This is a genomic window from Ferrovibrio sp., assembly GCF_029255545.1.
Lineage (GTDB): Bacteria > Pseudomonadota > Alphaproteobacteria > Ferrovibrionales > Ferrovibrionaceae > Ferrovibrio.
Genome location: NZ_JANLJJ010000009.1, coordinates 33,464 through 54,820, shown reverse-complemented (window position 1 = coordinate 54,820; position 21,357 = coordinate 33,464). Strand labels below are relative to the sequence as shown.

Annotated in this window: 18 protein-coding genes; 8 read left to right on the top strand and 10 right to left on the bottom strand. The window is 66.2% G+C overall.

Annotated elements, in window-relative coordinates; translation table 11 throughout:
• Nucleotides 1-3: 3 nt before the first annotated feature.
• The 4 genes from Q1J79_RS00600 to Q1J79_RS00585 all read right to left on the bottom strand — a co-directional run bounded on the left by Q1J79_RS00600 (nt 4) and on the right by Q1J79_RS00585 (nt 2,724).
• On the bottom strand, nt 4-495 hold the full coding sequence (locus Q1J79_RS00600) for an SRPBCC family protein (protein ID WP_300295238.1): 492 nt from the start codon (nt 493-495) through the stop codon (nt 4-6).
• Between the two features lie 79 nt (nt 496-574).
• On the bottom strand, nt 575-1,819 hold the full coding sequence (locus tag Q1J79_RS00595; protein ID WP_300295236.1) for an RNA polymerase sigma factor: 1,245 nt from the start codon (nt 1,817-1,819) through the stop codon (nt 575-577).
• Nucleotides 1,816-2,190, bottom strand: coding sequence for a YciI family protein (locus Q1J79_RS00590; RefSeq protein WP_300295234.1), 375 nt, complete (start codon nt 2,188-2,190; stop codon nt 1,816-1,818). Before Q1J79_RS00590 ends, Q1J79_RS00595 begins: the two co-directional genes overlap by 4 nt.
• A gap of 132 nt (nt 2,191-2,322) precedes the next feature.
• On the bottom strand, nt 2,323-2,724 hold the full coding sequence (locus tag Q1J79_RS00585) for a hypothetical protein (protein WP_300295232.1): 402 nt from the start codon (nt 2,722-2,724) through the stop codon (nt 2,323-2,325).
• 425 nt (nt 2,725-3,149) lie between these two features.
• Between Q1J79_RS00585 and cmk the strand changes: the two genes are divergently transcribed.
• From cmk to Q1J79_RS00565, 4 genes are all read left to right on the top strand, one after another.
• Nucleotides 3,150-3,800 (top strand): (d)CMP kinase, encoded by a 651-nt coding sequence (cmk, locus tag Q1J79_RS00580; RefSeq protein WP_300295230.1) that lies wholly within the window; start codon nt 3,150-3,152, stop codon nt 3,798-3,800.
• A 132-nt stretch (nt 3,801-3,932) separates the two neighbouring features.
• Complete coding sequence (gene rpsA / locus Q1J79_RS00575) at nt 3,933-5,660, top strand: 30S ribosomal protein S1 (RefSeq protein ID WP_300295228.1); 1,728 nt, start codon at nt 3,933-3,935, stop codon at nt 5,658-5,660.
• A gap of 137 nt (nt 5,661-5,797) precedes the next feature.
• The gene (locus Q1J79_RS00570) at nt 5,798-6,460 is read left to right on the top strand and encodes a hypothetical protein (RefSeq protein WP_300295227.1); all 663 of its coding nucleotides are present in this window, start codon (nt 5,798-5,800) and stop codon (nt 6,458-6,460) included.
• Between the two features lie 6 nt (nt 6,461-6,466).
• Entirely contained in the window at nt 6,467-8,566 is a 2,100-nt protein-coding gene (locus tag Q1J79_RS00565; RefSeq protein ID WP_300295226.1) for an adenylate/guanylate cyclase domain-containing protein, read from the top strand.
• Nucleotides 8,567-8,570: 4 nt separating this feature from the next.
• Here the strand turns inward: Q1J79_RS00565 and Q1J79_RS00560 are convergent, their stop codons facing one another.
• A complete protein-coding gene (locus tag Q1J79_RS00560; protein ID WP_300295224.1) occupies nt 8,571-11,711 on the bottom strand; it encodes a CHAT domain-containing protein in 3,141 nt (1,046 codons plus the stop codon).
• A 222-nt stretch (nt 11,712-11,933) separates the two neighbouring features.
• On the opposite strand from Q1J79_RS00560, the gene Q1J79_RS00555 reads away from it, so the two are divergent.
• On the top strand, nt 11,934-12,302 hold the full coding sequence (locus Q1J79_RS00555; protein WP_300295222.1) for a DUF3606 domain-containing protein: 369 nt from the start codon (nt 11,934-11,936) through the stop codon (nt 12,300-12,302).
• Nucleotides 12,303-12,306: 4 nt separating this feature from the next.
• Here Q1J79_RS00555 and Q1J79_RS00550 read toward each other — a convergent pair whose 3' ends face one another.
• Nucleotides 12,307-13,836, bottom strand: a complete 1,530-nt coding sequence (locus Q1J79_RS00550) for a hypothetical protein (RefSeq protein ID WP_300295221.1) — start codon at nt 13,834-13,836, stop codon at nt 12,307-12,309.
• A gap of 157 nt (nt 13,837-13,993) precedes the next feature.
• Entirely contained in the window at nt 13,994-14,527 is a 534-nt protein-coding gene (locus tag Q1J79_RS00545) for an RNA methyltransferase (protein WP_300295219.1), read from the bottom strand.
• Nucleotides 14,528-14,613: 86 nt separating this feature from the next.
• Here Q1J79_RS00545 and Q1J79_RS00540 point away from each other — a divergent pair, with 86 nt between their 5' ends.
• Nucleotides 14,614-15,651: an asparaginase gene (locus Q1J79_RS00540; RefSeq protein WP_300295217.1), complete on the top strand. Its 1,038-nt coding sequence runs from the start codon at nt 14,614-14,616 to the stop codon at nt 15,649-15,651.
• Between the two features lie 18 nt (nt 15,652-15,669).
• Here the strand turns inward: Q1J79_RS00540 and Q1J79_RS00535 are convergent, their stop codons facing one another.
• The 3 genes from Q1J79_RS00535 to Q1J79_RS00525 form a co-directional block, all read right to left on the bottom strand.
• Nucleotides 15,670-16,482: a hypothetical protein gene (locus Q1J79_RS00535; RefSeq protein WP_300295215.1), complete on the bottom strand. Its 813-nt coding sequence runs from the start codon at nt 16,480-16,482 to the stop codon at nt 15,670-15,672.
• On the bottom strand, nt 16,479-17,633 hold the full coding sequence (locus tag Q1J79_RS00530; RefSeq protein ID WP_300295214.1) for a GTP-binding protein: 1,155 nt from the start codon (nt 17,631-17,633) through the stop codon (nt 16,479-16,481). Before Q1J79_RS00530 ends, Q1J79_RS00535 begins: the two co-directional genes overlap by 4 nt.
• 87 nt (nt 17,634-17,720) lie before the next feature.
• Entirely contained in the window at nt 17,721-19,016 is a 1,296-nt protein-coding gene (locus tag Q1J79_RS00525; RefSeq protein WP_300295212.1) for a nucleotide sugar dehydrogenase, read from the bottom strand.
• Nucleotides 19,017-19,172: 156 nt separating this feature from the next.
• Here Q1J79_RS00525 and Q1J79_RS00520 point away from each other — a divergent pair, with 156 nt between their 5' ends.
• Nucleotides 19,173-20,330: a glycosyltransferase family 4 protein gene (locus tag Q1J79_RS00520; protein WP_300295210.1), complete on the top strand. Its 1,158-nt coding sequence runs from the start codon at nt 19,173-19,175 to the stop codon at nt 20,328-20,330.
• The gene (locus Q1J79_RS00515) at nt 20,327-21,346 is read left to right on the top strand and encodes a glycosyltransferase family 4 protein (RefSeq protein ID WP_300295208.1); all 1,020 of its coding nucleotides are present in this window, start codon (nt 20,327-20,329) and stop codon (nt 21,344-21,346) included. Before Q1J79_RS00520 ends, Q1J79_RS00515 begins: the two co-directional genes overlap by 4 nt.
• Nucleotides 21,347-21,357: the final 11 nt, after the last annotated feature.

Genomic DNA, 21,357 nt, shown 5'->3' with positions numbered 1-21,357 from the left:
GGCTCAGCCCTTCAGCTTTGCCACCACCGCCTCGAACTGGTCGGCCACCTGGTTCCAGCCGGCATGGAAGCCCATCTCCTCATGCGCCTTGCGGTCTTCCGCCGACCAGTGCATGGCCGTTGCGGTATAGCGCGTCTTGCCGCCTTCGTTTTCAAAGGTGGTGACGGCGACCATGAAGGCCTTGCCGCTCGGCACCCAGCCGGGCAGGAAGGCATCGGTCGAGACGATGCGATGCTCCGGGACCACCTCCAGGAACACGCCGTCGCAGGGATATTCCGGGCCGTTCGGGTCCTTCATGGTGAAACGGAAGCGACCGCCGGCCCGCATGTCGACTTCCTGCAGATGGGTGGTCAGCGGGTGCGGCGCGAACCACTCCGCCAGATGTTGGGTCCAGGCCCTGTAAACCAGCTCGACCGGCGCGTCGATCAGGCGGGTCAGCGACAGCGGAAAGCCGGGTTCGGCGGTGTTGCTGCTGGTCTTGGCGGCATCATTCATCGGTTGAGTCCTTTGTCCGGGTTGCGATATCCCAAGGACGTTCAGGGGGCAGTGGTTCCGACAGCCAGGCTGGAATTTTTCAGCCGCGTTTCTGCAGCCGGTCGAGGTTGAGCCGGATATGGGCGGCTTCGGCCGGGGTGCGGGCCAGCGCGATGGCGCGGTCGAAGGCGATGCGGGCCTCTTCGGCGCGGCCAAGCTGCTGCAGCAAGGCGCCCTGCACGCCGTGGAAATGGAAATAGCCCGACAAGGGCGCGGCCAGCGGCGCGATCAACGCCAGCGCGGCTTCCGGCCCTTGCGCCTTCGAGACCGCCACCGCGCGGTTCAGCGTCACCACCGGCGATGGCGTCAGGCGTTCCAGCGTCGCATAAAGCAGGTCGATCTGCGCCCAGTCGGTGTCGTCCGGTCGTTTCGCCCGGCTATGCAGGGCGGCGATGGCGGCCTGCACCTGATAAGGTCCGGTGCGGCGATGGCGCATCGCCTTGTCGATCAACGCGCAGCCTTCGTTGATCAGGTCGGCATCCCATCGCCCGCGATCCTGGTCCTCCAGCAGCACGATGGCGCCATCCGCATCCAGCCGCGTTTTGCTGCGCGCATGCTGCAACAGCAGCAGCGCGGCCAGCCCCATGATCTCCGGCTCGGCGGGAAACAGCCGCAGCAGCAAGCGGGCCAGCCGGATCGCCTCCTCGCATAGCGGCAGGCGGATATGCGCCTCGCCGCCGCTGGCGGCATAGCCTTCGTTGAACAACAGGTAGATCATCGCTGCCACCGCGCCCAGCCGCTCGGCGCGCTCCACCGCGCCGGGTGTGGCGAACTCCTGGCCGCTTTCGGCGATACGGCGCTTGGCCCGGGTGATGCGCTGCTCCATCGCCGCGTCGCTGACCAGGAAGGCACGCGCGATCTCGGCCACGCTCAGGCCCGAGACGATGCGCAAAGCCAGCGCGATCTGCTGCGTCGCCGGCAGTTCGGGATGGCAGCAGATGAACAGCAGGCGCAGGATGTCGTCGCGATACTGGTTGTTGTCCAGCCGCTCGGCCTGCGTCGCTTCGGCATCCTCGTCATCCACCAGTACGTCGTCGTCGGGCAGGGCGACCTGGCGCTGGCGTCGCCGCGCATCATCCAGCGCGGCGTTGCGCCCGACGAAAATCAGCCAGCTGGCCGGATCGCGCGGCGGGCCCTGTCCGGGCCAGTGTTTCAGGGCGCGCAGGCAGGCTTCCTGGAAGGCCTCCTCGGCCTGGTCGAGGTCGCGGAAATAGCGCAGCAGGGCGGCCATCGCCTGTGGCCGGGCCGCTTTCAGCGCCGCGTCGATCCAGCCGAGTTCGCTCACACCGGCTCCTTCTGCAGGCTGCCGGCGCTGAAATAGCGCAGCGGGCGGATTTCGAAGGTGCCGGTGTCGCTGGCGCCGATCTGCTTCGCCGTTTCGATGGCTTCCTCCAGCGAGGCGCAGTCGATCACGTAAAAGCCGAGCAGTTGTTCCTTGGTCTCGGCGAAGGGGCCGTCCAGCACCAGCGGATCGGGGCCGTGCCGCAGGCTGGTCGCCGCCGTGGTCGGCATCAGCCGCAGCACCGGGCCGAGTTTGCCGGCCTCGGCCAGCCGGTCGGTCACCTGCCGGCGATGGGCGATCACCGCATCGTCCTTCGCCTTCGGCCAGGCCTCGACCGCGGCTTCGTCGTTGTAGCAGAGAATGGCATACAGCATCGGCGGCCCTCCGGTTCATCATAAAGACGCCGGAGTATGACCCAGGCCGACAGCGGTGCTGAAGAAATTTAATCGGTGCAACCGGGACTGGGTGCGTCGAAAAAGTGGTTGCGCCGGTAAAGAGTGCAGACCCTAGTCGACAGCTTTCAGCCACAGCTTGCGCGGGTTGCGGCTCTTGAACGGGTATTGCTTGTCGGCCGGATCGAAGCTGAGCGCGGGCTCACCGTTATAGGGCGGGCACCAGGGGAAGTGGAATCCATCCGCCGTCACCGTGACTTCGAACTCGCAGCCGCCGAAAGCCAGCAACCAGCGCCCCATCAGCTTTGTATCACGCTCGTAATATTCAAAACGTAGTTTCTGCGCCCTGTCGCTCGGCACAGCGGCGTCGGTGTATTCCGAATACAGAATCCAACTCTTCTGTTTCGCCAGCATGTCTTTGAGCGCCGCCTCGCCAGGCGCCGTATCGACGGCGATGGCGGGACATGCACCAAGCATCAGCAGCGCGGCGAACGCGCCAGACGACAGCCGTTTCATCGGCGAAACCCTCCTGATTTGTCTGTATGCAGCATCGGCGCGGGGCCGGGCTGCAGCCAGTTCTTAAATTGGACTCACGCGGCCGGGCAGCGTAGGGGGGGAGCTTGAAATCAGCACGATTGTTCCCATTTCGTTCGAAATCAGCCGGGCATACCTGCCGCGTCCCTTGGTGTTGGACATCGTGAAAAGATTGCATCGGGATCGAACCGGATCCAACTGGATCGAATGGGATCGAACTGGCTTCCAACGGGATCGAACTGGCTTCCAACGGGATCGAACTGGCTCCGAACGGGATCAAACGGGTCGCCAATGAGCGCTGAATCGGTCCGGCCTGGATTGCTAAGGCGCTGGAATCGCTGGAATCGACCCCAGATTTTTACGGACCAAGCCTTGTTTCGGGCCGCGGCCGCGGGCTACCAAGGCGCATGACAACCTCTGTGGTGATCGCCGTCGACGGCCCGGTCGCCGCCGGCAAGGGCACGCTGGCCCGCCGGCTGGCCGAGCATTTTGGTTATGCCTATCTCGATACCGGCGCGCTTTACCGGGCCGTCGGGGCCAAGGTGCTGCGCCAGGGCGGCGATCCGGCCGATCCGGCCGTCGCGGCCAAAGCCGCGGAATCGCTTGATGAATCCGACCGCGCCGCGCCCGAGCTGCGCTCGGAGGCTGTTGGCCTTGCCGCTTCCAAAGTGGCGGCGATCCCCCAGGTTCGCGCCGCGCTGCTGGATTTCCAGCGTCGTTTCGCCAGCCATCCGCCGGCGGGCAGGGCCGGGGCGGTGCTGGATGGCCGCGATATCGGCACCGTGGTCTGTCCCGATGCTCCGGTGAAGCTGTTCGTCATCGCCCGCGATGAGGTGCGCGCCGAGCGGCGCTACCGCGAACTGATGGACAAGGGCGAGGCGGTCACTTTCGAGCGGGTGCTGGCGGATCTGCGCAAACGCGACGAGCAGGACAGCGCCCGCGCCGCCGCGCCGCTGAAGCCGGCCGCCGATGCCCACTTGCTGGATACCTCGGATTTGGCTATAGAAGCCGCCGTTGCCGCAGCCCTCGAGGCCGTCGCGGCAGCCCTGAAGCGCTGACGCCCGTTTCAGGCGGCTCACTCAACCCAACCCGGTTCGCTCGCGTCGGCGCCGGATGCCTGCTCGCCCCGCGGCGGTGCTTTTGATCTGCACCCCGGCAGGCCCAACATCTAGGGGCATCTAGGAGAAAATATGGCTAAGCGTAGTGCCGCTCAGGCTGCGGAGACCTATTCCGCGGATAACGAGAATTTTGCCGCCCTGCTCGAAGAATCGTTCACCAGCTCGTCCGCCATGGAAGGCTCGGTGGTCAAGGGCATCGTGGTCGGTATCGAAAACGATTTCGCCCTCATCGATGTGGGCCTGAAATGCGAGGGCCGCGTCCCTCTGAAGGAATTTGCCGGCCCGGGCCGCGCCGCCGAGATCAAGACCGGCGACGTGGTCGAGGTGTTCCTCGACCGGATCGAGAATGCGATGGGCGAAGCGGTGATCAGCCGCGACAAGGCCCGCCGCGAGGAAGCCTGGGAGAAGCTGGAGCAGAGCTTCAACGCCAACCAGCGCGTCGAAGGCGTGATCTTCGGCAAGGTCAAGGGCGGTTTCACCGTCGACCTGTCGGGCGCCGTCGCCTTCCTGCCGGGCAGCCAGGTCGATGTGCGTCCGGTGCGCGACATCGGTCCGCTCATGGGCCAGCCGACCCCGTTCCAGATTCTCAAGATGGATCGCCGCCGCGGCAACATCGTCGTGTCGCGCCGCGCCGTGCTGGAAGAAAGCCGCGCCGAAGCCCGCAGCGAGCTGGTCTCCAACCTCAAGGAAGGCCAGATCCTCGACGGCGTGGTCAAGAACATCACCGATTACGGTGCGTTCGTTGATCTCGGCGGCGTCGACGGCCTGCTGCATGTCACCGACATCGCCTGGCGCCGCGTGAACCATCCGTCGGAAGTCCTGTCGATCGGCCAGACCGTGAAGGTGCAGGTCATCCGCGTGAATCCGGAAACCCAGCGCATCAGCCTGGGCATGAAGCAGCTCGAGGCCGATCCGTGGGAAGGCGTGAAGTCCAAATACCCGGTCACCGCGCGCTTCATGGGCCGCGTCACCAACATCACCGACTACGGCGCCTTCGTGGAACTGGAGCCGGGCGTCGAGGGTCTGGTGCACGTCTCCGAGATGAGCTGGACCAAGAAGAACGTCCATCCGGGCAAGATCGTTTCGACCTCGCAGGAAGTCGAAGTGATGGTGCTCGAGGTCGATCCGGCCAAGCGCCGCATCAGCCTGGGCCTGAAGCAGTGCATGTCGAATCCGTGGGATGCCTTCGCCGAGAAGCATCCGGTTGGCTCGACCATCGAGGGCGAGATCAAGAACATCACCGAATTCGGCCTGTTCATCGGCCTCGACGGCGGCGTCGACGGCATGGTGCACCTGTCGGATCTCGACTGGAACAAGCCCGGCGAGCAGGTCATCGCCGAGTACCAGAAGGGCCAGGTGGTGAAGGCGCAGGTTCTCGACATCGACGTCGAGAAGGAGCGCATCTCGCTCGGCATCAAGCAGCTCGGCAACGATCCCTTCCAGTCGCTCGGCGACCTGAAGAAGGGTGGGGTGGTCACCTGCACCGTGGCGGCCGTTGATCCGCGCGGCATCACCGTCACCGTCGGCGACGGCGTGCAGGGCTACATCCGCAAGGCCGAACTGAGCCGCGACCGCGACGAGCAGCGTCCGGACCGCTTCTCGGTCGGCGACAAGCTGGATGCCAAGATCGTCACCATCGACGGCAAGGCCCGCAAGCTGACCCTGTCGGTCAAGGCACTGGAAATGGAAGAGGACCGCAAGGCGATGGAGCAGTATGGCTCCACCGACTCGGGCGCCTCGCTCGGCGACATCCTGGGTGCCGCCATGCGCAAGAAGAAAGACGACGAGGCCGGCCAGTAAGCCGCGCTGCCCGTCCACCGAAGATGGAACCCCGGCGGAGCGATCCGCCGGGGTTTTTCTTTTGCAGGCATGCGCCGTATTGCCGTACCCCGCCCGGTTGGCGGTATACTACGGCCATGCTGGGCAGGGGGATTGCCATGATACGTCGGATCGGAATGCTGGTGGCCATCGGCTGCCTGATGATGGCGGGCAATGCGCTGGCGCAGTCAAAAGCGGCCGCCGTGGTCGAGGACCTGTCCGCTCCGGTCGCCGGCATCGAGGTGTTCGATTTCCTCGAACCCGGCCAGGTGATCACGCTGCCGGCCGGCACGCGCATCACGCTGGGCTACATGCAATCCTGCCTGCGCGAGACCATCACCGGCGGCAAGGTCACGGTCGGCCAGCAGGGCTCCGCGGTCAGTGGCGGCAAGGTCCAGCAGGAACAGCTCAAATGCGGCGGCAATCTGCAGCTTGGCCAGGCCCAGGCCGGCAAAAGCGGCGCGATGGTGTTCCGCCGTGGTCCCGGCACCGGCAAGACGCCGGCCAACACGCCCGAGCCCAGCGTGACGCTGCTCTATACCGCGCCGGCCTTTGCCGTGGATAGGCCAGGCGATCTCACCATCGAGCGGCTCGACCAGCCCGAAACGGTGCTGCTCTACAAGGCCAGCGGCAAGCTGTTTGATCTGGCCAAGACGGGCAAGCCGCTTTTTGCCGGCGGCATCTATCGCGTCGCGCTGAACGGCAAAAGCACGATCTTCCGCATCGATCCCGGCGCCGCCGATGGCGGCGGGCCGCTGTTGCTGCGTCTGGTCCGCTTCTAGATTTCCATGAACCGGCCTCGCCTGCGCGATCTCGCCGTCATCGCCGCGGCCGCGCTGGGCGCTGCCGCCCTGCTGGCGAGCCCGGCCGGCATCTGGCTGCGTGGCCCGTCGCTTGATCTGGCCTATCCGCTGCGCCATCTGCTGTTCGGGCCGCAGGCGGAACCGACGCAAAGCCATGCCGTGGTCGTCGCCATTGACGAGGCGACCTACCGCACGCCGCCCTTCAGTGAAACGCCGCAGGCGGCCTGGCCGCCTTTGCTGGCGCCGGTGCTGAACGCGATTGCCGCCGAGGCCGCCGCGGTCGGTTTCGACGTGGTCTATTCCACCTCGCTCGATTCCTTCCAGCGCGGCTTCGAACGCGACTTCCTGATCGCGCTGCGCAATGCCGCCCGCGCCAACAGGCTGGTGCTGGGCAAGGTGCAGCATTCGCAGTTGCCGATCCTGCCGCACCAGGCGCAGCAGATCGCCGTTGGCGGCGGCCGCAATATCCGCGCGCTGAATGTCTTCGAGGACCCAGACGGCATCATCCGCCGCGTGCCGCTCGATTTCCCTACCGCCGATGGCGGGCGCGAGACCGGCATCGCCGCCGAACTGGCGCAGCGCCGTCTGGGCCAGCCGCTGACGCGGGATGATGCCGGGCAGTATACGCTGGGCACTCGCCGCATCGATGCCGATGGCGAAGGCAATATCCTGGTCGGGTTCAATACCGGCCCGGGTGATATTCCCAGCTACTCGCTAGCCGACCTGCAGGCCTGTGCGGCGGCCGGCAATACTGAGTATTTCAGGCAGCATTTCGCCGGCCGGGTCGTGCTGGTCGGCACCGTGCTGGATGTCGAGGATCGCCGCCTGACTTCCAAGCGCCTGATCACGGCGCCCGATGGCGCCAATCCGCCGCCTTCCTGCATCCTGCCGCGCCCGTCGGCGGCTCCGTATGCGCGCGACAGCATCCCGGGTGTCTATATCCATGCCGCCGCGATCAACAACCTGCTGGATGGCGGCGAGCTGCGGGAATGGTCGTCATCCGCCGTGTTCATCGCCGCGGCCATGGCGGCACTGGCCGGCGGGCTGGCGGTATTCTATCTGCCGCTGCTGCCGGGCCTGGCCACGGCGCTGGGCGGCGGCCTGCTGCTGCCGTTCACGGCGGCCGTGCTGCTGCGCCAGGGCATCGCCATGCCCTGGCTGAATGTCGCCGTCGCATTGCTGCTGCTGCTTGGCGCCTCGATTGCCTATCGCTTCATGGTGGCCGATCGCGACAAGCGGCTGATTGCCCGGTTGTTCTCGCTCTATCTGCCGGCCGCCATGGTGGAGCGCATGGTGGCCAGCGGTCGCCTGCCGAGCCTGGGCGGCGAGGAGCGCGAGGTCACCATCCTGTTCAGCGATATTGCCGGTTTTACCAGCATCTCCGAAAGTTGCTCGCCCGCCGAGCTGGTGCAGGCGCTGAACGGTTATTTCTCGACCATGACGGCGATCATCGAGGAGCATGGCGGCTTCGTCGACAAGTATATCGGCGATGCCATCGTGGCGGTGTTCGGCGCGCCGCTGGATGACCGTAAACACGCCGTTCATGCCGTGCGCGCGGCCATGCATATGCGCGATGCCCTGCAGCGCGAGCCCGAACGTTTCGCCGTGAAAGGGCGCCCGCTGCATACCCGGATCGGACTGAATAGCGGCCGGGCGCTGATCGGCAATATCGGCTCGCCGCGGCGTTTCAATTACACGGCGATGGGCGACGCGGTGAATCTGGCGGCCCGGCTGGAAAGCGCCAACAAGCAGTATGGCACCACCATTCTGGCCAGCGAGATGACCATGCTTGCCGCTGGCGATGCCGTGCTGGCGCGACCGATTGACAGCGTGCAGGTGGTGGGTCGCTCGGCGGCGGTGCGGATTTTCGAGCCGCTGGCCCGTCAGGGCCGCGCCGATGCGCGGCAGAACGAAATCCTCACGGCCTATGTCGCCGCCTATGGCGCCGTGGCATCCGGTGATGCGGTCGCCGCCACGGCCATCCTGAAAGCGCTGCCTGACGACAAGGCGGCGCAGCTCTGGCGCCAGCGGCTGGACGGCGATCCCGGCGCTGGCGTCACGCCGCGCGCCCTGACCGAGAAATGACGGTCTAGCCGCCGTCGCCCATCAGGCTGTAGGGCGCCCAGAAGATCGGGTGGGCATAGCTGAACAGCGTCCGGCCGTTTTCCTGATAACCTGGCCCGTCCAGCAGGCCCACCATCGCCTGGCGCAGCGCCTCGGCGCGGCCGAGTTTCATATCGGCCGACTGGCGGCGGAACAGGTCGGTCACCAGATCGCGCGCCGAGGCCGAATGCACTGACCAGTTGGTCAGCAGCAGGGCCCGCGTGCCGGCATAGAAAAAGGCGCGGCCCAGGCCCGAGGCCGCTTCCGCGCCCGCACCCGCGCCGGTGCCGGTGTTGCAGGCCGACAGCACGACCCAGTCGGCATCCAGCTTGAGGCCGAGGATCTCATCCATGGTCAGCAGGCCGTCGCCGTCCACATCGGCAATCTGCGGCGCGGTCAGGGCCAGGGCCGGCTGGGTCAGGCCGTTCAGATCGCCGGGTACCAGTCCATGGGTGGCGAAGGCCACCACGCGGTAGTTATCCAGCCTGGTCTGCTTGATGACTTTCTCGTTTGCCTGCTTGCCGAGGAACAGGGCCTTTGCCGGATCGCTCTGCATGGCCATCGCCACCGAGCGCAGTTCCTCGGCGGTATCGGGCAGGCGGGGCAGCAGGCCGAGTTCGGCGCTGTCGACGCCGGTGGTCTGCGGTGCGTTGCGGCGCTTCAGCTTGGCGCCGCGCACCGCGACCGGATCGGTCGACGCAACCTGCAGCGGCGCCTCGCTGGCGGCTTCCGCAGCCTGTTCGGCATTGAAGAAGGGATCGCCGAAGCCGACCAGCGGTTCACGCCCGACGCCACCGACCGGCAGTCCGCGCAGGGTCTTCAGCGCCGCCGTCGACGGCAACTGCGTCACCGCATGGCTGCGGGCCAGCCAGGGCACGGATTTGTAGCCGCCGAACAGCGGTTCGGCCTTCTGGGCATCAACCTGCGCCGGCGCGGTCGGCAGCAGCGACAGCGGCAGCAGGCCCAGCGCGCCATTGGTGACGACGAACAGGCTTTTTGCCGGCTTCCAGCCGGCTTCCACCGGCTGCAGGAAAGTCCTGTACAGTTCATGTGCCAGCGCCAGGTCGAAAGCCGGGATGTCGCCCAGGGTTTCCGCCTGCGGTTCCAGCGCCAGCCGCAGTTTCTGCACCTTGCCCTCGATGGCTTTTGCCCCCAGGGGCGCGGCGGCAAAGGCGACCGGACCCTGCTTGGGCACGACCCAGACAAAGCTGTTTTCCTGCGCGAGGTAGAAGGAGACCAGCGCCTCGTCGGCACGCAGCACGCTCCGGATGTCGTCCACGCCGGGCGGGCGCGGATCGATCAGGCTGGCGTATTCGGGGAACTGTTTTTCGATCTGCTGCCGCGTTCTGGCGCGCGCATCGCGCAGCTTGTCGACATCCACGCGCATGGCCTGGATTGCCTTGTCATCGCGCTGTTCCGGCGGCAGGGCCAGCAGGTTGGACAGCAGTCCGAACTGGGCGGCGATCTGCTTCTGCTGGTCCTGCTCGGCGCGCACCAGCTCGGCCAGTTTCGGGTCACGCACTGCGGCGCGGGCCGCCGAAGCGGCCAGGGCGCGCTGCACGCTGCGGCCGCGGGCGGCATCGGCCAGCCGGAAGCTTTCGCTGCCGGCATCAACGCTGGCACCGGCCGCGCTTCCCTGCACGCGGGACAGCAGCACGATGTAATCCTCGATGATGGTCTGCACGTAGAAATCGCGTGTCGCCAGGCCTGCCTCCTCGGTTTCCGCCTGGCGCGAGGCCGACAGCAGGATCGGCACGGCCTCGCGGAACGCGGCCATTGCCTCGGCATCCCGGCCGGCGGCGGACAGCGCAATGCCGAGCAATCCGCGATCCATCGCCACTTCGAAATGCTTCTCGCCCATCCGCTCGGCTTTGACCTGCACCATCTGCGTGGCAACGTCGGCGGCATCATTGCCATGTCCGGTCCGCGCCATGGTGAGGATGCGCGCCGGGCTGCGGCGGATGACGCGCGCGCGGCCTTCGCTCCAGTCCGCCGTTGCCGCGATCATCTTTGCATAGAGTTCGGCGGCTTCCTGCCAGCGCCGTTGCAGCACCAGCGTGTTGGCCACGGCCCGTATGGTGGCCAGCGCCGCGGGCGCATTCTCGTCATAACCGATTTCATGGAAGATTTCGGCGGCGGTGCGCGCCATTTTCTCCGCTTCCATCAGGCGGCCCTGTTCCAGCAATACATTCGACAGGCTGCTGGCAAAGGTGGCCGTGCGAAAACTGTATTTGCCTTCCCGCCGCAAGCTGTTGAGCAGGGCCTGGCGGATATCGACTTCAGCCTCGGTCATGCGGCCCTGGGCCAGCTTGGCCTCGCCGAGGCTCGACAAGATGAGATCGCCGCCGCTTTCGATCACGCCGGCAGCCGGCGGGTCGGGCCAGTGCTTGGAGCGCTGCTGGGTCTCCTTGTTGTTCAGGAGCGCTACGGCCATGGCAGCTTCGGCTTCGGCATATTGGCCGCGGAAGCTGGCGACGATCGACTTGCTCAGATCGATATCGGTCTGCCACGAGGAGAGGAACATGAAATTGTTCGGACCGCGCGAATTGTTGCTGATCTCGCTGTATTGGAATTCGGCCTGGTCGAGATAGCGCTTGGCCATCTCGAACCTGCCGGCCGCCGCCGCGCCCTGGACAATGTTGCGATAGATGTTGAACAGGCGGCCCTTCAATCGCCCCTTGCTCTCGTTTTCGGCCAGCTTAACATAGTAGGTCAGCGATTCCTGCGGCTTGCCGGTCATGCGCAGCAGGCCGGCATAGAGCTGTTGCATGCGGTAGACATCGTCGCCGACCGAGATGGCCAGCGTGATGGCCGGCTCGAGATCGGCCAGCGCGGCCTCGCTGCGGCCGATCAGGTTGGCGGCCTGGGCGCGGCCATACAGGAAGCGGCTGCGCTGCCGGGTATCCAGGCCCGGCGGTTCGGCCGCCTCGGCATCGGCGATCAGCTTGGCGCGCCGAACAGGGTCCGGCTTCTGCTGATCAAGGATGGCGACGATATCGGCGATGCTGCGCGGCGGCGCGGCAAGCTGCGACGCCGGCTGCGCGGCGGGCTGGGCCTGGCCGGACTGCATCCAGCCGGTTCCGCCAATCACTGCCAGCGCACCCAGAACGGCAAATATGTGACGCATGATGGCATTTCCCCCTTGCCTGTGCCGCAGGCTAACGCGCCGGCCGGGAATTGAGAAGCGGGCGTTACGCCAATCTGCCTCCGTATCGCGGTGCGGCGTTAACCAATGAACGCAATGCAGCCTTGTGGTTGCAGGACGATTGCGGCTCGCTTCGGCTTTCGCGAACGGGAACCAGGCGCGAAGAATGCCGTTATTTTCTCATGTTGCAGTCAGGAGGCCATTATGACCGACCGTAAAATCGCCGATAAGCCGACGCCGCAGCAGCGCGAGGAAATCGGGCGCTCCGAACGCAGCAAGCAGGAGGAGCTGGATGCCGGCCTGCGCGACAGTTTTCCGGCCAGCGATCCGGCGGCGGTCAGCCAGCCGTCGACGGCGACGCCGTCCATCGCCGACCGCCCCAATGCCAGGGCCGGGGACCGGGCGCGCGCCAAGCTGGCCACAGGGCGCAGCCGGGTCAATGTCAGCACCGAACAGGATATCGGCTACTGGATGCGGAAATTCGGCGTCAAGGAAGGGGAATTGAAGGAAGCGGTGCGCAAGGCGGGCTTCCTGCCGCAGGATGTGGCGAATTACCTGGGCAAGACGTTGTAGGCGGCTAGCTCTTGGCGCCGGCCAGTGGATCGAAATAGAGCGCGACCTTTTTGGCTGCCTGGGCATCCAGGCAGCGGTATTTCATGGCGACAAAGCCTTCGTCGGTATAGCGCACGACATCGCCTTCCGCATCGAAAGTGACCTGAAGCTTCGGATTCTTGATCTTCACCGTCAGTTTCAGCAGCTCGCCTTCCAGGAAAGTGCCGCTGATCGGGCCGAACAGCAGGCCGATGGCGCTCCAGTTCTTCAGCGGGATGCGGGCGCCTTCCAGCACCACATGGTCCTCCGGGCCGCACTGGTTGCGGGTGGACCGGCGCTGGTCGCCCTTGGCGAGGCGCTGGATCAGCGGGTCGAGAATGCCGAGAAACTGCTCGCGCCGGTGATCCGACAGTCCGGTGCTGACGGTCAGCTTGCGCAGTTCGTTGGCGATCTCGACCTTCTCTTCCGTCGTATAGGCGGGATCGACGAATTCCTTCTCCAGGTCGCGGTGCTCATAAAGATAGGCGATATACTTGAGCAGGATTTCCTTCGGCCCGTCGCCGATTGCTTCCTCGAACAGCTTCAGCGCCGTCATCAGCTTTGGCGCCGAATAGTAACCCGGCACGAGCTTGGTCAGCTTTTCAGCCGTCACCAGCCGCACCATGCGTTTTTCGAACAGATCCGCCGCGCCCAGTTCCAGGGCGAATTCACGATCCCTGGTCAGCAGCGCATAGACCTCGCGGGTGGCGGGGAATTCCTCGGCCGGTTCCTCCGACAGCAGCGGCACGGAAGATATCAGCAGCCGGCGCAGCAACTGGATAACGGCTTCGCGCAGGGCCGGCATGTTGTGTTTGGCCCCCACGGCATACAGGCGCTGGGAGAATTCGGTGTCGTAGGCAGCCTCGTCGATCGCATAGCGCTTATCGAGAATTGCCATCAACTGGATGATGCGCAGGCGCGCGTCGCGGAACTTGCCCAGCAATTCAGGCACCGCCGACTTGGCCTGCAGGATTTCCGCCAGGGCCTCGTCGAGTATGGTCGCCGCGGATGGATCGATGCCGGTATCAAACAGGGCGAGGCAGCGATCGGCCTTCTCGGTCCAGTTCTTGGAAAATTCAAGGTGATGCGCCAGCGCGCAATAGGCGATCCGCGTCCCGTAAAGCGGGTCGGAGGTGATCAGCTGCGCCAGCAGGCGGTGGGTCAGCGGCGTGGCGGGCAGGCGTTTCTCGAAGGCCTCCACCTGCGTGATCGCCGCGGTGGTGATGGCATAGAGCTTCTTGACCTTGTCGCGCACGGGTGAATTGGTCGCCTGGGCCTGGGCAACGGCGGCTTTCTGCACCAGGGCGGCGCAGAGGTTCTCCGCGCCATTCAGCAGCTTGCCATGGCCGCTGTGATGCAGCAGCTCGATCGGGGTCAGGATGTTTTCGTCGAAATAGTCGCGGCAGACACGGCCGATCATGGCCCGGGCGCGGCGCTCCGACAGCGAATGGGCGTCCTGACACAGCACAACGCCGCCGGAAGCTTCAGTGATGCCCGTCGGTGCACTCACGTTCATGTCGACATGCCTGCCTTCAACTCTAGCCTTCTGCCCCGAGTCAATTCACATTCACTATGACAGGTGCAAGACTAAAAGTGAATGAGCAGGTCTTTGATTCTATTATAAATCGGGGTTGTGGCCGGGTTTTATAACCGCAGATTGCCGCCGGCCTGTGCTACTCCTGCGGGCGCGCCTGCCGCTTGGGGTGCCGTCCGCCCGGATTGCCGGCCGCCGCACCCTTGGCCAGCGGCGAGAGCGGCCGCTCACCGAATTTTCCCAGCGTGATCAGACGGTCATACATCACGATGGCGCCGGCCACCCCGACATTGACGCAGAAGCTGGTCGGAATCTTGATCACATGGTCGCAGCGCGCCACCAGCTCGGGGCTGAGCGAGCCCATCTCCGGGCCCAGCACATAGGCGGCGCGCAGCGGGTGGCGGAAACGCGGCAGCTCGATGGCCTCGTCCAGCAGCTCGATGCCGACGAGTTTGCAGTTCTGCGGCAGACTGAGCTGGGCGGCGTTGTCATAGACATACCAGGGTAGATTTTCCGGCGTCTTGCTGGTGTCCGAGCGCGCCGCGGTCACCGAATAGGTGGCGCCGATGGTGAAGACGAAGCTGGCGCCGAAGGCATGCGCCGTGCGGAACAGGGTGCCGGCATTCATCGGCTTGCTGAGGCGTTCGACGCCGATTCCGAAAAAGCCGCGCATCGCCCGCCCCGCTCCTGGCCTGCCCCATTCTTTGACTATAGGGGCCTTGCGTGTATAAGCGGCCGGGAAGAATCAGGAGTACAGCCATGGGTAACCCTTTTGGCCCCCTGCCGGCCCCCGGCGCGCGGCCCTTTATCGTCGAGGTCAGGCGCGGCGCGCAAGTGGAAAGCCGCCATCCGGTGATCGCCGCCGTGGTCGATGGCGATGGCGGGACCGTGGCGGCCTGGGGCGATGCGAGCCAGGCGATTTTCCCGCGCTCGTCCAACAAGGCTTTGCAGGCCCTGCCGCTGGTCGAATCCGGCGCCGCCGATGCCTTCCATTTAAGCCAGGCCGAACTGGCCATGGCCTGCGCCAGCCATGGCGGCGAAACGCGCCATACCGAAACCGTCGCCGCCTGGCTTGCGCGCATTGGCCGCCAGCCGGAAGATCTGGAATGCGGCGCGCACTGGCCCTATCACGAGGAGACCGCGCGCCAGCTGGCCCGCGATCACCAGGCACCGTCCAATCTGCATAACAACTGCTCGGGCAAACATGCCGGCATGGTCTCGGTCGCCACCCATCTGGGCGAGGATATCCGCGGCTATGTGCGGCCGGATCATCCGGTACAGCGCCGGGTCACGGCCGTCATCGAGGATATCTGCGGCGTGAAGATTCCGGCCGAGCATTTCGCCACTGATGGCTGTTCGATGCCGACCATGGCAATCCCGCTGCACAATCTGGCCTGGGGTTTCGCCCGCTTCATCACCGGCACCGGCCTGGCGCCGGAGCGGGCGACGGCGGCACGTCGGCTGGCCGCCGCCGTGGCGGCCGAACCGTTTTTCGTCGCCGGCACCGGTCGTTTCTGCACCGCCGTCATGCAGGCCGGTGGCGGGAAGTTCATCGCCAAGACTGGCGCCGAGGGCGTCTATACCGCAGCCTCGGCCTCGGCCGGCCGGGCGATCGCGCTGAAGGTGCTGGACGGCACGGCCCGCGCGGCGCAGACCGCCCTGGGTGGATTGCTGGAACATCTCGGCTGGCTGGACGAGGCCGGGCGCGAGGCGATCCGGCCGCTGGTCGAGCAGCCGCTGAACAACTGGCGCGGCATCAACGTGGGCAGCATCGGCCTGGCACCCCCCGGATTCTGAGCGGCAGGATTCTGCGGGCTAATCTTCTTTCTGTGCCAGCGCCGCGCCGATGGCCGCGTCGGCGGCCGCGGCCTGGCGCACGTCGCGGCCGGCATGGGGCGCCAGCCAGCGCGCCAGCGCCAGCAGCCATGCCATGCGTCGCCGCAGCTTGCGCATGGCATGGCGGGCATCCGGCGAAGCCGCCGACAGCGTGGCAGCAGCGATGCGCGGCAGTTGTGGCTCGGTCGCGCCACGGTCGTAGCGCACCAACGAATACAGGAACAGCAGCAGGTCGCGTGCCTGCTTCTCGGCCAGCGTCATGCCGGGCAGGACGTGATCCTCGAAATCGAGCAGGCCTGGCCGGCCATCGGCGTAGCTGAAATTACGAATCTGCGCGCCGCCATGCCAATGACCGGCCGCGTGCAGCCGGCTGAGCAAAGCGCCGGCCTCTGCGATCATGCGCCAGCGTTCGGCCGCATCGGCGGCGTCGTTCAGGCGCGGCTCCAGCGCTTCGCCGGCATCGCCCAGCACCAGCCACTGCCCCGAACAGGCGATCACCGCCGGCACCGGAAAACCGGCATCGGCGAGCGTGCGGATCGCGGCCGCTTCTGCCGCCAGGCCCAGCGCGCCGGTCTGGTTGCGCGGCGGCAGCAGGATAGGCTGGGCGAAAACAGTGGCGATGATGCGCTGCATCAGCACGGAGGAACGCAGGCGTGGTGCCCCCGCCGTCTTCACCCATAGGCGGCGGCCGCCATAGGTAATCGCAAAGACCCTGGTTCGTGCCGTGCTGCGCAGGCTGCGGATCAGCGCCGTCAGTTCCGGATCGGCCGGATGCTCGGGTAAATCGCTCATGCCTGGGCGGCGGCGGAGTCCGGGGCGGCCTGCTGCAGGGCATTCAGGGTCTGCTCGATCACCTCGCGCGGCAGGTCGCGGGTGATGAAGACGATGCGGCTGCGCCGGTCGGCATCCGGCCAGGCCGGGATGGTGGCCGGCGGATGGAACAGGTGCTGCACGCCGTGGATCACCACTGGCCGGTCGACGCCGGCGACATTCACCAGCCCCTTCACGCGCAGCAGGTTGTCGCCGCGATAGGCCGCCAGCAGGTCGAGCCAGGTGGCCAGCGTGTTCCAGTCGAAGGGCTGGTCGAAGGTCAGACAGAAAGACTGGATCGTGGCGTCATGCCGATTGACGTCCAGGCTGCCATCGGGCTTGCGGAAATGCTCGTGGTCATGGCCATGCGCATGATCGTCATGATGGTGGTGATCGTGGTGGTGCTCATGGGGGTGATCGTGATCATCGTGGTGATGGTGATGGCCTGCGTCATAGGCTTCGGCGCGCAGCCAGTTCTGCACGTCGAAACTTTTGGTGGCGGGATCATACAGGCCGGCATTGAAAATTTGTTTCGGCGCGATGTCGCCGCCGATCGCAGTGAAGATCGGCGCACCGGGATTGAGATGCTGCAGGCGATGCCGCAGGTGCTGCACGGCCCCGGGCTCGGCCAGGTCAACCTTGGTCAGCACCAGGCGATCGGCCACGGCGGCCTGCTTGATCGCTTCCTGGTGGTGGTCCAGCGTACTGTTGCCATTGACTGCGTCGACCAGCGTGACGACGCTTTCCAGCCGGCAGCGTTCCGCCACCACCGGATCGCTCATCAGGGTGTGCAGCACGGGGGCGGGATCGGCCAGGCCGGTGGTCTCGATCACCACTCGCCTGAAGGGTTTCACCTCGCCGCGGTCGCGCTTGGTCGTCAGGTCGCGGATGGTGTTCACCAGATCGCCGCGCACGGTGCAGCACAGACAGCCCGAGCTGAGCAGGATTGTGTCTTCCTGGCTGGAGGCGATCAGGGCGTGATCAAGACCGATCTCGCCGAACTCGTTCACGATCACGGCGGTTTCGCCCATATCCGGATGGCGCAGCAGCCGGTTCAGCAGGGTGCTTTTGCCGGCACCGAGGAAGCCGGTGATCACGGAAACCGGAATGCGGGTATCGACCTGTTCGGACATCGGAAGGCTCCTGTTGGAACAGGATATTTCGGGCAGGCGGGCGGCGATGTCCAGTAGGCCGGGCCGTAAAAGGCCTGCTGGTCCGGCCTACAGGGTCCAGTATTGCCGTCCGGTCGGCATCGGCTGGTCGCGCCAGATGCCTTTCAGGTCGGCCACCAGGCCGCCCTCGCGGACCAGGCGGGCCAAGCCGCTGCCAGCAAGGGCGCGGTATTCCTGATGCGGCACGGCGGCCACCACGGCATCGAAATCGCCGAGCTGGTCCAGCCGGGGGCTGAGCATCACGCCGTATTCGTGCTGCGCCTCATGGGGATCGGCCAGCGGATCATGCACGCTGACCCTGTGGCCAAGGCCCCTCAGGCTGCCGATCAGGTCGGCAACCTTGGAGTTGCGCAGATCGGGCACGTCTTCCTTGAAAGTCAGGCCGAGCACCAGCACGTTGCTGCCGGGTTTGATGCGGGCGGACACGGCCTCGCCGATATAGGCGCTCATGCCGTCGTTGATGGCGCGACCCGACAGGATGATGCGGGCATGGTGGCCCAGTTCCTCGGCGCGATGGGCCAGGTAATACGGATCGACGCCGATGCAGTGGCCGCCGACCAGGCCAGGCTGGAATTTCAGGAAGTTCCACTTGGTGCCGGCGGCTTCCAGCACGTCATAGGTCGAGATGCCCATCTTGCCGAAGATCATGGCGATCTCGTTGACGAAGGCGATGTTGATGTCGCGCTGGGCGTTTTCGATCACCTTGGCGGCTTCCGCCGTCTTGATGGTCGGCGCCAAATGGATGCCGCCACTGGTGACCTTGCCGTAAATCCCTGCCAGTCGCGCGGCGACATCCGGGGTCTGGCCGGCCACCACCTTGGCGATCTTGTCCACCGTGTGGATCTTGTCGCCGGGATTGATGCGTTCCGGCGAATAGCCGAGGAAAAAGTCGCGCCCGCAGGCCAGACCGGATTCCTGCTCCAGGATCGGGCCGCAAATCTCTTCGGTCACGCCCGGATAGACGGTGCTTTCGTAAACCACGACGGCATTCGGCGCGGGAGTCTGCCGCAAGGCCTGGCCGACCGTGCGCGAGGCCGAGCGCACCGGGCCGAGATCGGGCACGTTCTGCGCATCGACCGGGGTCGGCACGGTGACGACGTAAATCGTTTTGCCCGGCAGTTCGGCCGGATCGGCGCTCAGGCGCAGGCTGGAGGCGCGCAGGGTTTCCGGCCCGATCTCGCGGGTGCGATCCTCGCCGCGGCGCAGTTCCTCCACGCGGCTCCGGTCGATATCGAAGCCCAGGACCGGAAAATGCCGGGCCAGGGTCACGGCCAGGGGCAGACCGACATAGCCAAGCCCAATAACGGCAATGGTTTCTGCGGGAGCGGGGGCGGGAGCGGTCATGGGGGGACTTTCGGTTCAAGTGCCCAAGGGGGGTAACCCGCTGGCCCGGTGCTGTCAATAAACCGGCCCGGGAACCGGTTCCGGCGGGAAACCGGGGAAGGCCGGGGAAGGGAAGGGTGGCTTGACCCGCCCCCCGCCAGCCGGTAGAGCGCGGGGATGGCCCGCCGTCTGCTCTTTGTCGTCCAGGAAGCGCTGTTTTTCACCACGCACCGGCTGCCGGTCGGCCTGGCGATGCGCGACCGTGGCTGGGAGGTGCATGTCGCCGCCCCGGCTGACCCGGTCATGGCGGCGCGGATAACGGCGGCCGGGCTGCATTTCCACCCGATTCCGCTGGGGCGCGGCGGCCAGAATCCGCTGGCCGAACTGCGGCTGCTGCTGGTGCTGGCCGGGCTGTTCCTGAAGCTGCGGCCAGACCTGCTGCATCTGGTCTCGATCAAGCCGGTGATCTGGGGTGGTTTGGCCGCCCGGCTGATCGGCCTGCCGGCCGTCGTGCATGCGATCACCGGGCTGGGCTACCTGTTCATCCGCGCGGATGAACGGCGCGGGCTGCTGCATCGCACCCTGTTCCGGCTCTACCGCTTCGCCCTGCATCACGCCAATGCGCTGACGATTTTCCAGAACCCCGACGACCTAGCGATGTTCACGCAGGAGCAGCTGGTGCCCGCCGATCGCTGGGTGATGATCCGCGGCTGCGGCGTCGACATGCAGGTTTTTGCGCAGCAGCCCGAGCCCGCCATCGATGCCGGATATCCGCCGGTGGTGATGTTTCCCGCCCGCCTGCTGGGCGACAAGGGCGTGCGCGAATTCGTCGCTGCCGCCACGCGGCTGCGTGCCGAAGGTGTGTCGGCGCGTTTCGTGCTGGTTGGCCGGCGCGACCCCGACAACCCGACCGATATCGGCGAGGCGCAGCTGCAGCAATGGCTCGCGTCCGGCGTCGTCGAGCATTGGGGTTATGCCGAGGATATGCCGGTCATGCTGGCGCGCGCGCATGTCATCGTCATGCCATCCTACCGCGAGGGCCTGCCGCGCGGCCTGATCGAGGCGGCGGCCATCGGTCGTGCCATCGTCACCGCCGATGTGCCCGGCTGTCGCGAAGTCGTGCAGCACGAGGTCAACGGCCTTCTGGTGCCGGTGCGCGATGGCATGGCGACGGCGGTCGCGATCCGCCGACTGCTTGAAGATGATGGTCAGCGGCGCCGCATGGGCGCCGCAGGCCGCGCCATCGCCGTGCGCGATTTCTCGGTCGAAGGCTTTGTCGCCGCCAGCCTTGCCGCCTATGAGCGCCTGCTGCAGGCACGGGGAGAGCGGTTGTGAGCGAAGCGTCGGAGCGCTGGCTGATCGCGCTGGCCATCGCCATCGCCACCGGGCTGTTCGTTGCCCTAGCGCTGAAGCCGCTGGTCGCATGGCTGAAGCGCCGCGCTGTCTGGGATATTCCCAACGAGCGGTCCAGTCACAGCGACATCACGCCGCGCGGCGGCGGCATCGCTGTTACGGGCGGCATGCTGTTCGGCAGCGTTGTCTGGCTTGTTTTGTACCCCGATCCCGGCTTGCCGATTGTCCTGCTCGGCATGATGGCGCTGGCGGTCGTGTCGTGGCTGGATGACCGTCGCGGCGGCCTGCCGGTGGGGCTGCGGCTCGGCGTGCAGGTGCTGGCGGTCAGCCTGGTGCTGGCGCTGCTGCCGGCAGACAATGCGATCACCGGCGGCATCGTGCCGGCATGGCTGGAACGCGTGGCGCTGTTCCTGGCCTGGATCTGGTTCACCAACCTGTTCAACTTCATGGACGGCATCAACGGCATTACCGGTGTCGAGATGATGGCGATCGGCGTTGGCTGTACGCTGGTCGGCGTCGCGCAGCATGCGGGGAATGTTTCTGCGCCAGGCCTGATCGTGGCTGCCGCGGGGTTCGGGTTTTTGTGGTGGAACTGGGGGCAGGCAAAGGTGTTCCTCGGCGATGTCGGCAGCGTGCCGGCCGGATACCTGCTGGGTGCCCTGCTGCTGGCGCTGGTGCTCAGCGGCGCCTGGGCGCCGGCGCTGATTCTGCCGATGTATTACTGGATGGATGCCACCATCACCCTGCTGCGGCGGCTGCTGCGCGGCGAGAAAATCTGGCAGCCCCATCGCAGCCATTTCTACCAGCAGGGCGCCCGCAAGCTCGGCAGCCATGCCGCCGTTTCCCTGCGCATTGCCGGCCTGAACGTGATCCTGGTCGGCCTGGCGCTGGCCAGCCTGCATTCCTGGCCGGCGGCGCTGGCCTCGCTCGCCGCCGCCGCGCTGGCTTCCGCCGCCCTGTGCAGGCATTTCGCCGGCTCGCCGAAGCCGTTAGGATAGCGACCATGGTC

Coding starts and splice junctions, on each gene's coding strand:
- Q1J79_RS00600 (WP_300295238.1), bottom strand. CDS start 495: ATGAATGATGCCGCCAAGACCAGCAGCAACACCGCCGAACCCGGCTTT.
- Q1J79_RS00590 (WP_300295234.1), bottom strand. CDS start 2,190: ATGCTGTATGCCATTCTCTGCTACAACGACGAAGCCGCGGTCGAGGCC.
- Q1J79_RS00585 (WP_300295232.1), bottom strand. CDS start 2,724: ATGAAACGGCTGTCGTCTGGCGCGTTCGCCGCGCTGCTGATGCTTGGT.
- cmk (WP_300295230.1), top strand. CDS start 3,150: ATGACAACCTCTGTGGTGATCGCCGTCGACGGCCCGGTCGCCGCCGGC.
- rpsA (WP_300295228.1), top strand. CDS start 3,933: ATGGCTAAGCGTAGTGCCGCTCAGGCTGCGGAGACCTATTCCGCGGAT.
- Q1J79_RS00570 (WP_300295227.1), top strand. CDS start 5,798: ATGATACGTCGGATCGGAATGCTGGTGGCCATCGGCTGCCTGATGATG.
- Q1J79_RS00565 (WP_300295226.1), top strand. CDS start 6,467: ATGAACCGGCCTCGCCTGCGCGATCTCGCCGTCATCGCCGCGGCCGCG.
- Q1J79_RS00560 (WP_300295224.1), bottom strand. CDS start 11,711: ATGCGTCACATATTTGCCGTTCTGGGTGCGCTGGCAGTGATTGGCGGA.
- Q1J79_RS00555 (WP_300295222.1), top strand. CDS start 11,934: ATGACCGACCGTAAAATCGCCGATAAGCCGACGCCGCAGCAGCGCGAG.
- Q1J79_RS00550 (WP_300295221.1), bottom strand. CDS start 13,836: ATGAACGTGAGTGCACCGACGGGCATCACTGAAGCTTCCGGCGGCGTT.
- Q1J79_RS00545 (WP_300295219.1), bottom strand. CDS start 14,527: ATGCGCGGCTTTTTCGGAATCGGCGTCGAACGCCTCAGCAAGCCGATG.
- Q1J79_RS00540 (WP_300295217.1), top strand. CDS start 14,614: ATGGGTAACCCTTTTGGCCCCCTGCCGGCCCCCGGCGCGCGGCCCTTT.
- Q1J79_RS00535 (WP_300295215.1), bottom strand. CDS start 16,482: ATGAGCGATTTACCCGAGCATCCGGCCGATCCGGAACTGACGGCGCTG.
- Q1J79_RS00530 (WP_300295214.1), bottom strand. CDS start 17,633: ATGTCCGAACAGGTCGATACCCGCATTCCGGTTTCCGTGATCACCGGC.
- Q1J79_RS00525 (WP_300295212.1), bottom strand. CDS start 19,016: ATGACCGCTCCCGCCCCCGCTCCCGCAGAAACCATTGCCGTTATTGGG.
- Q1J79_RS00520 (WP_300295210.1), top strand. CDS start 19,173: ATGGCCCGCCGTCTGCTCTTTGTCGTCCAGGAAGCGCTGTTTTTCACC.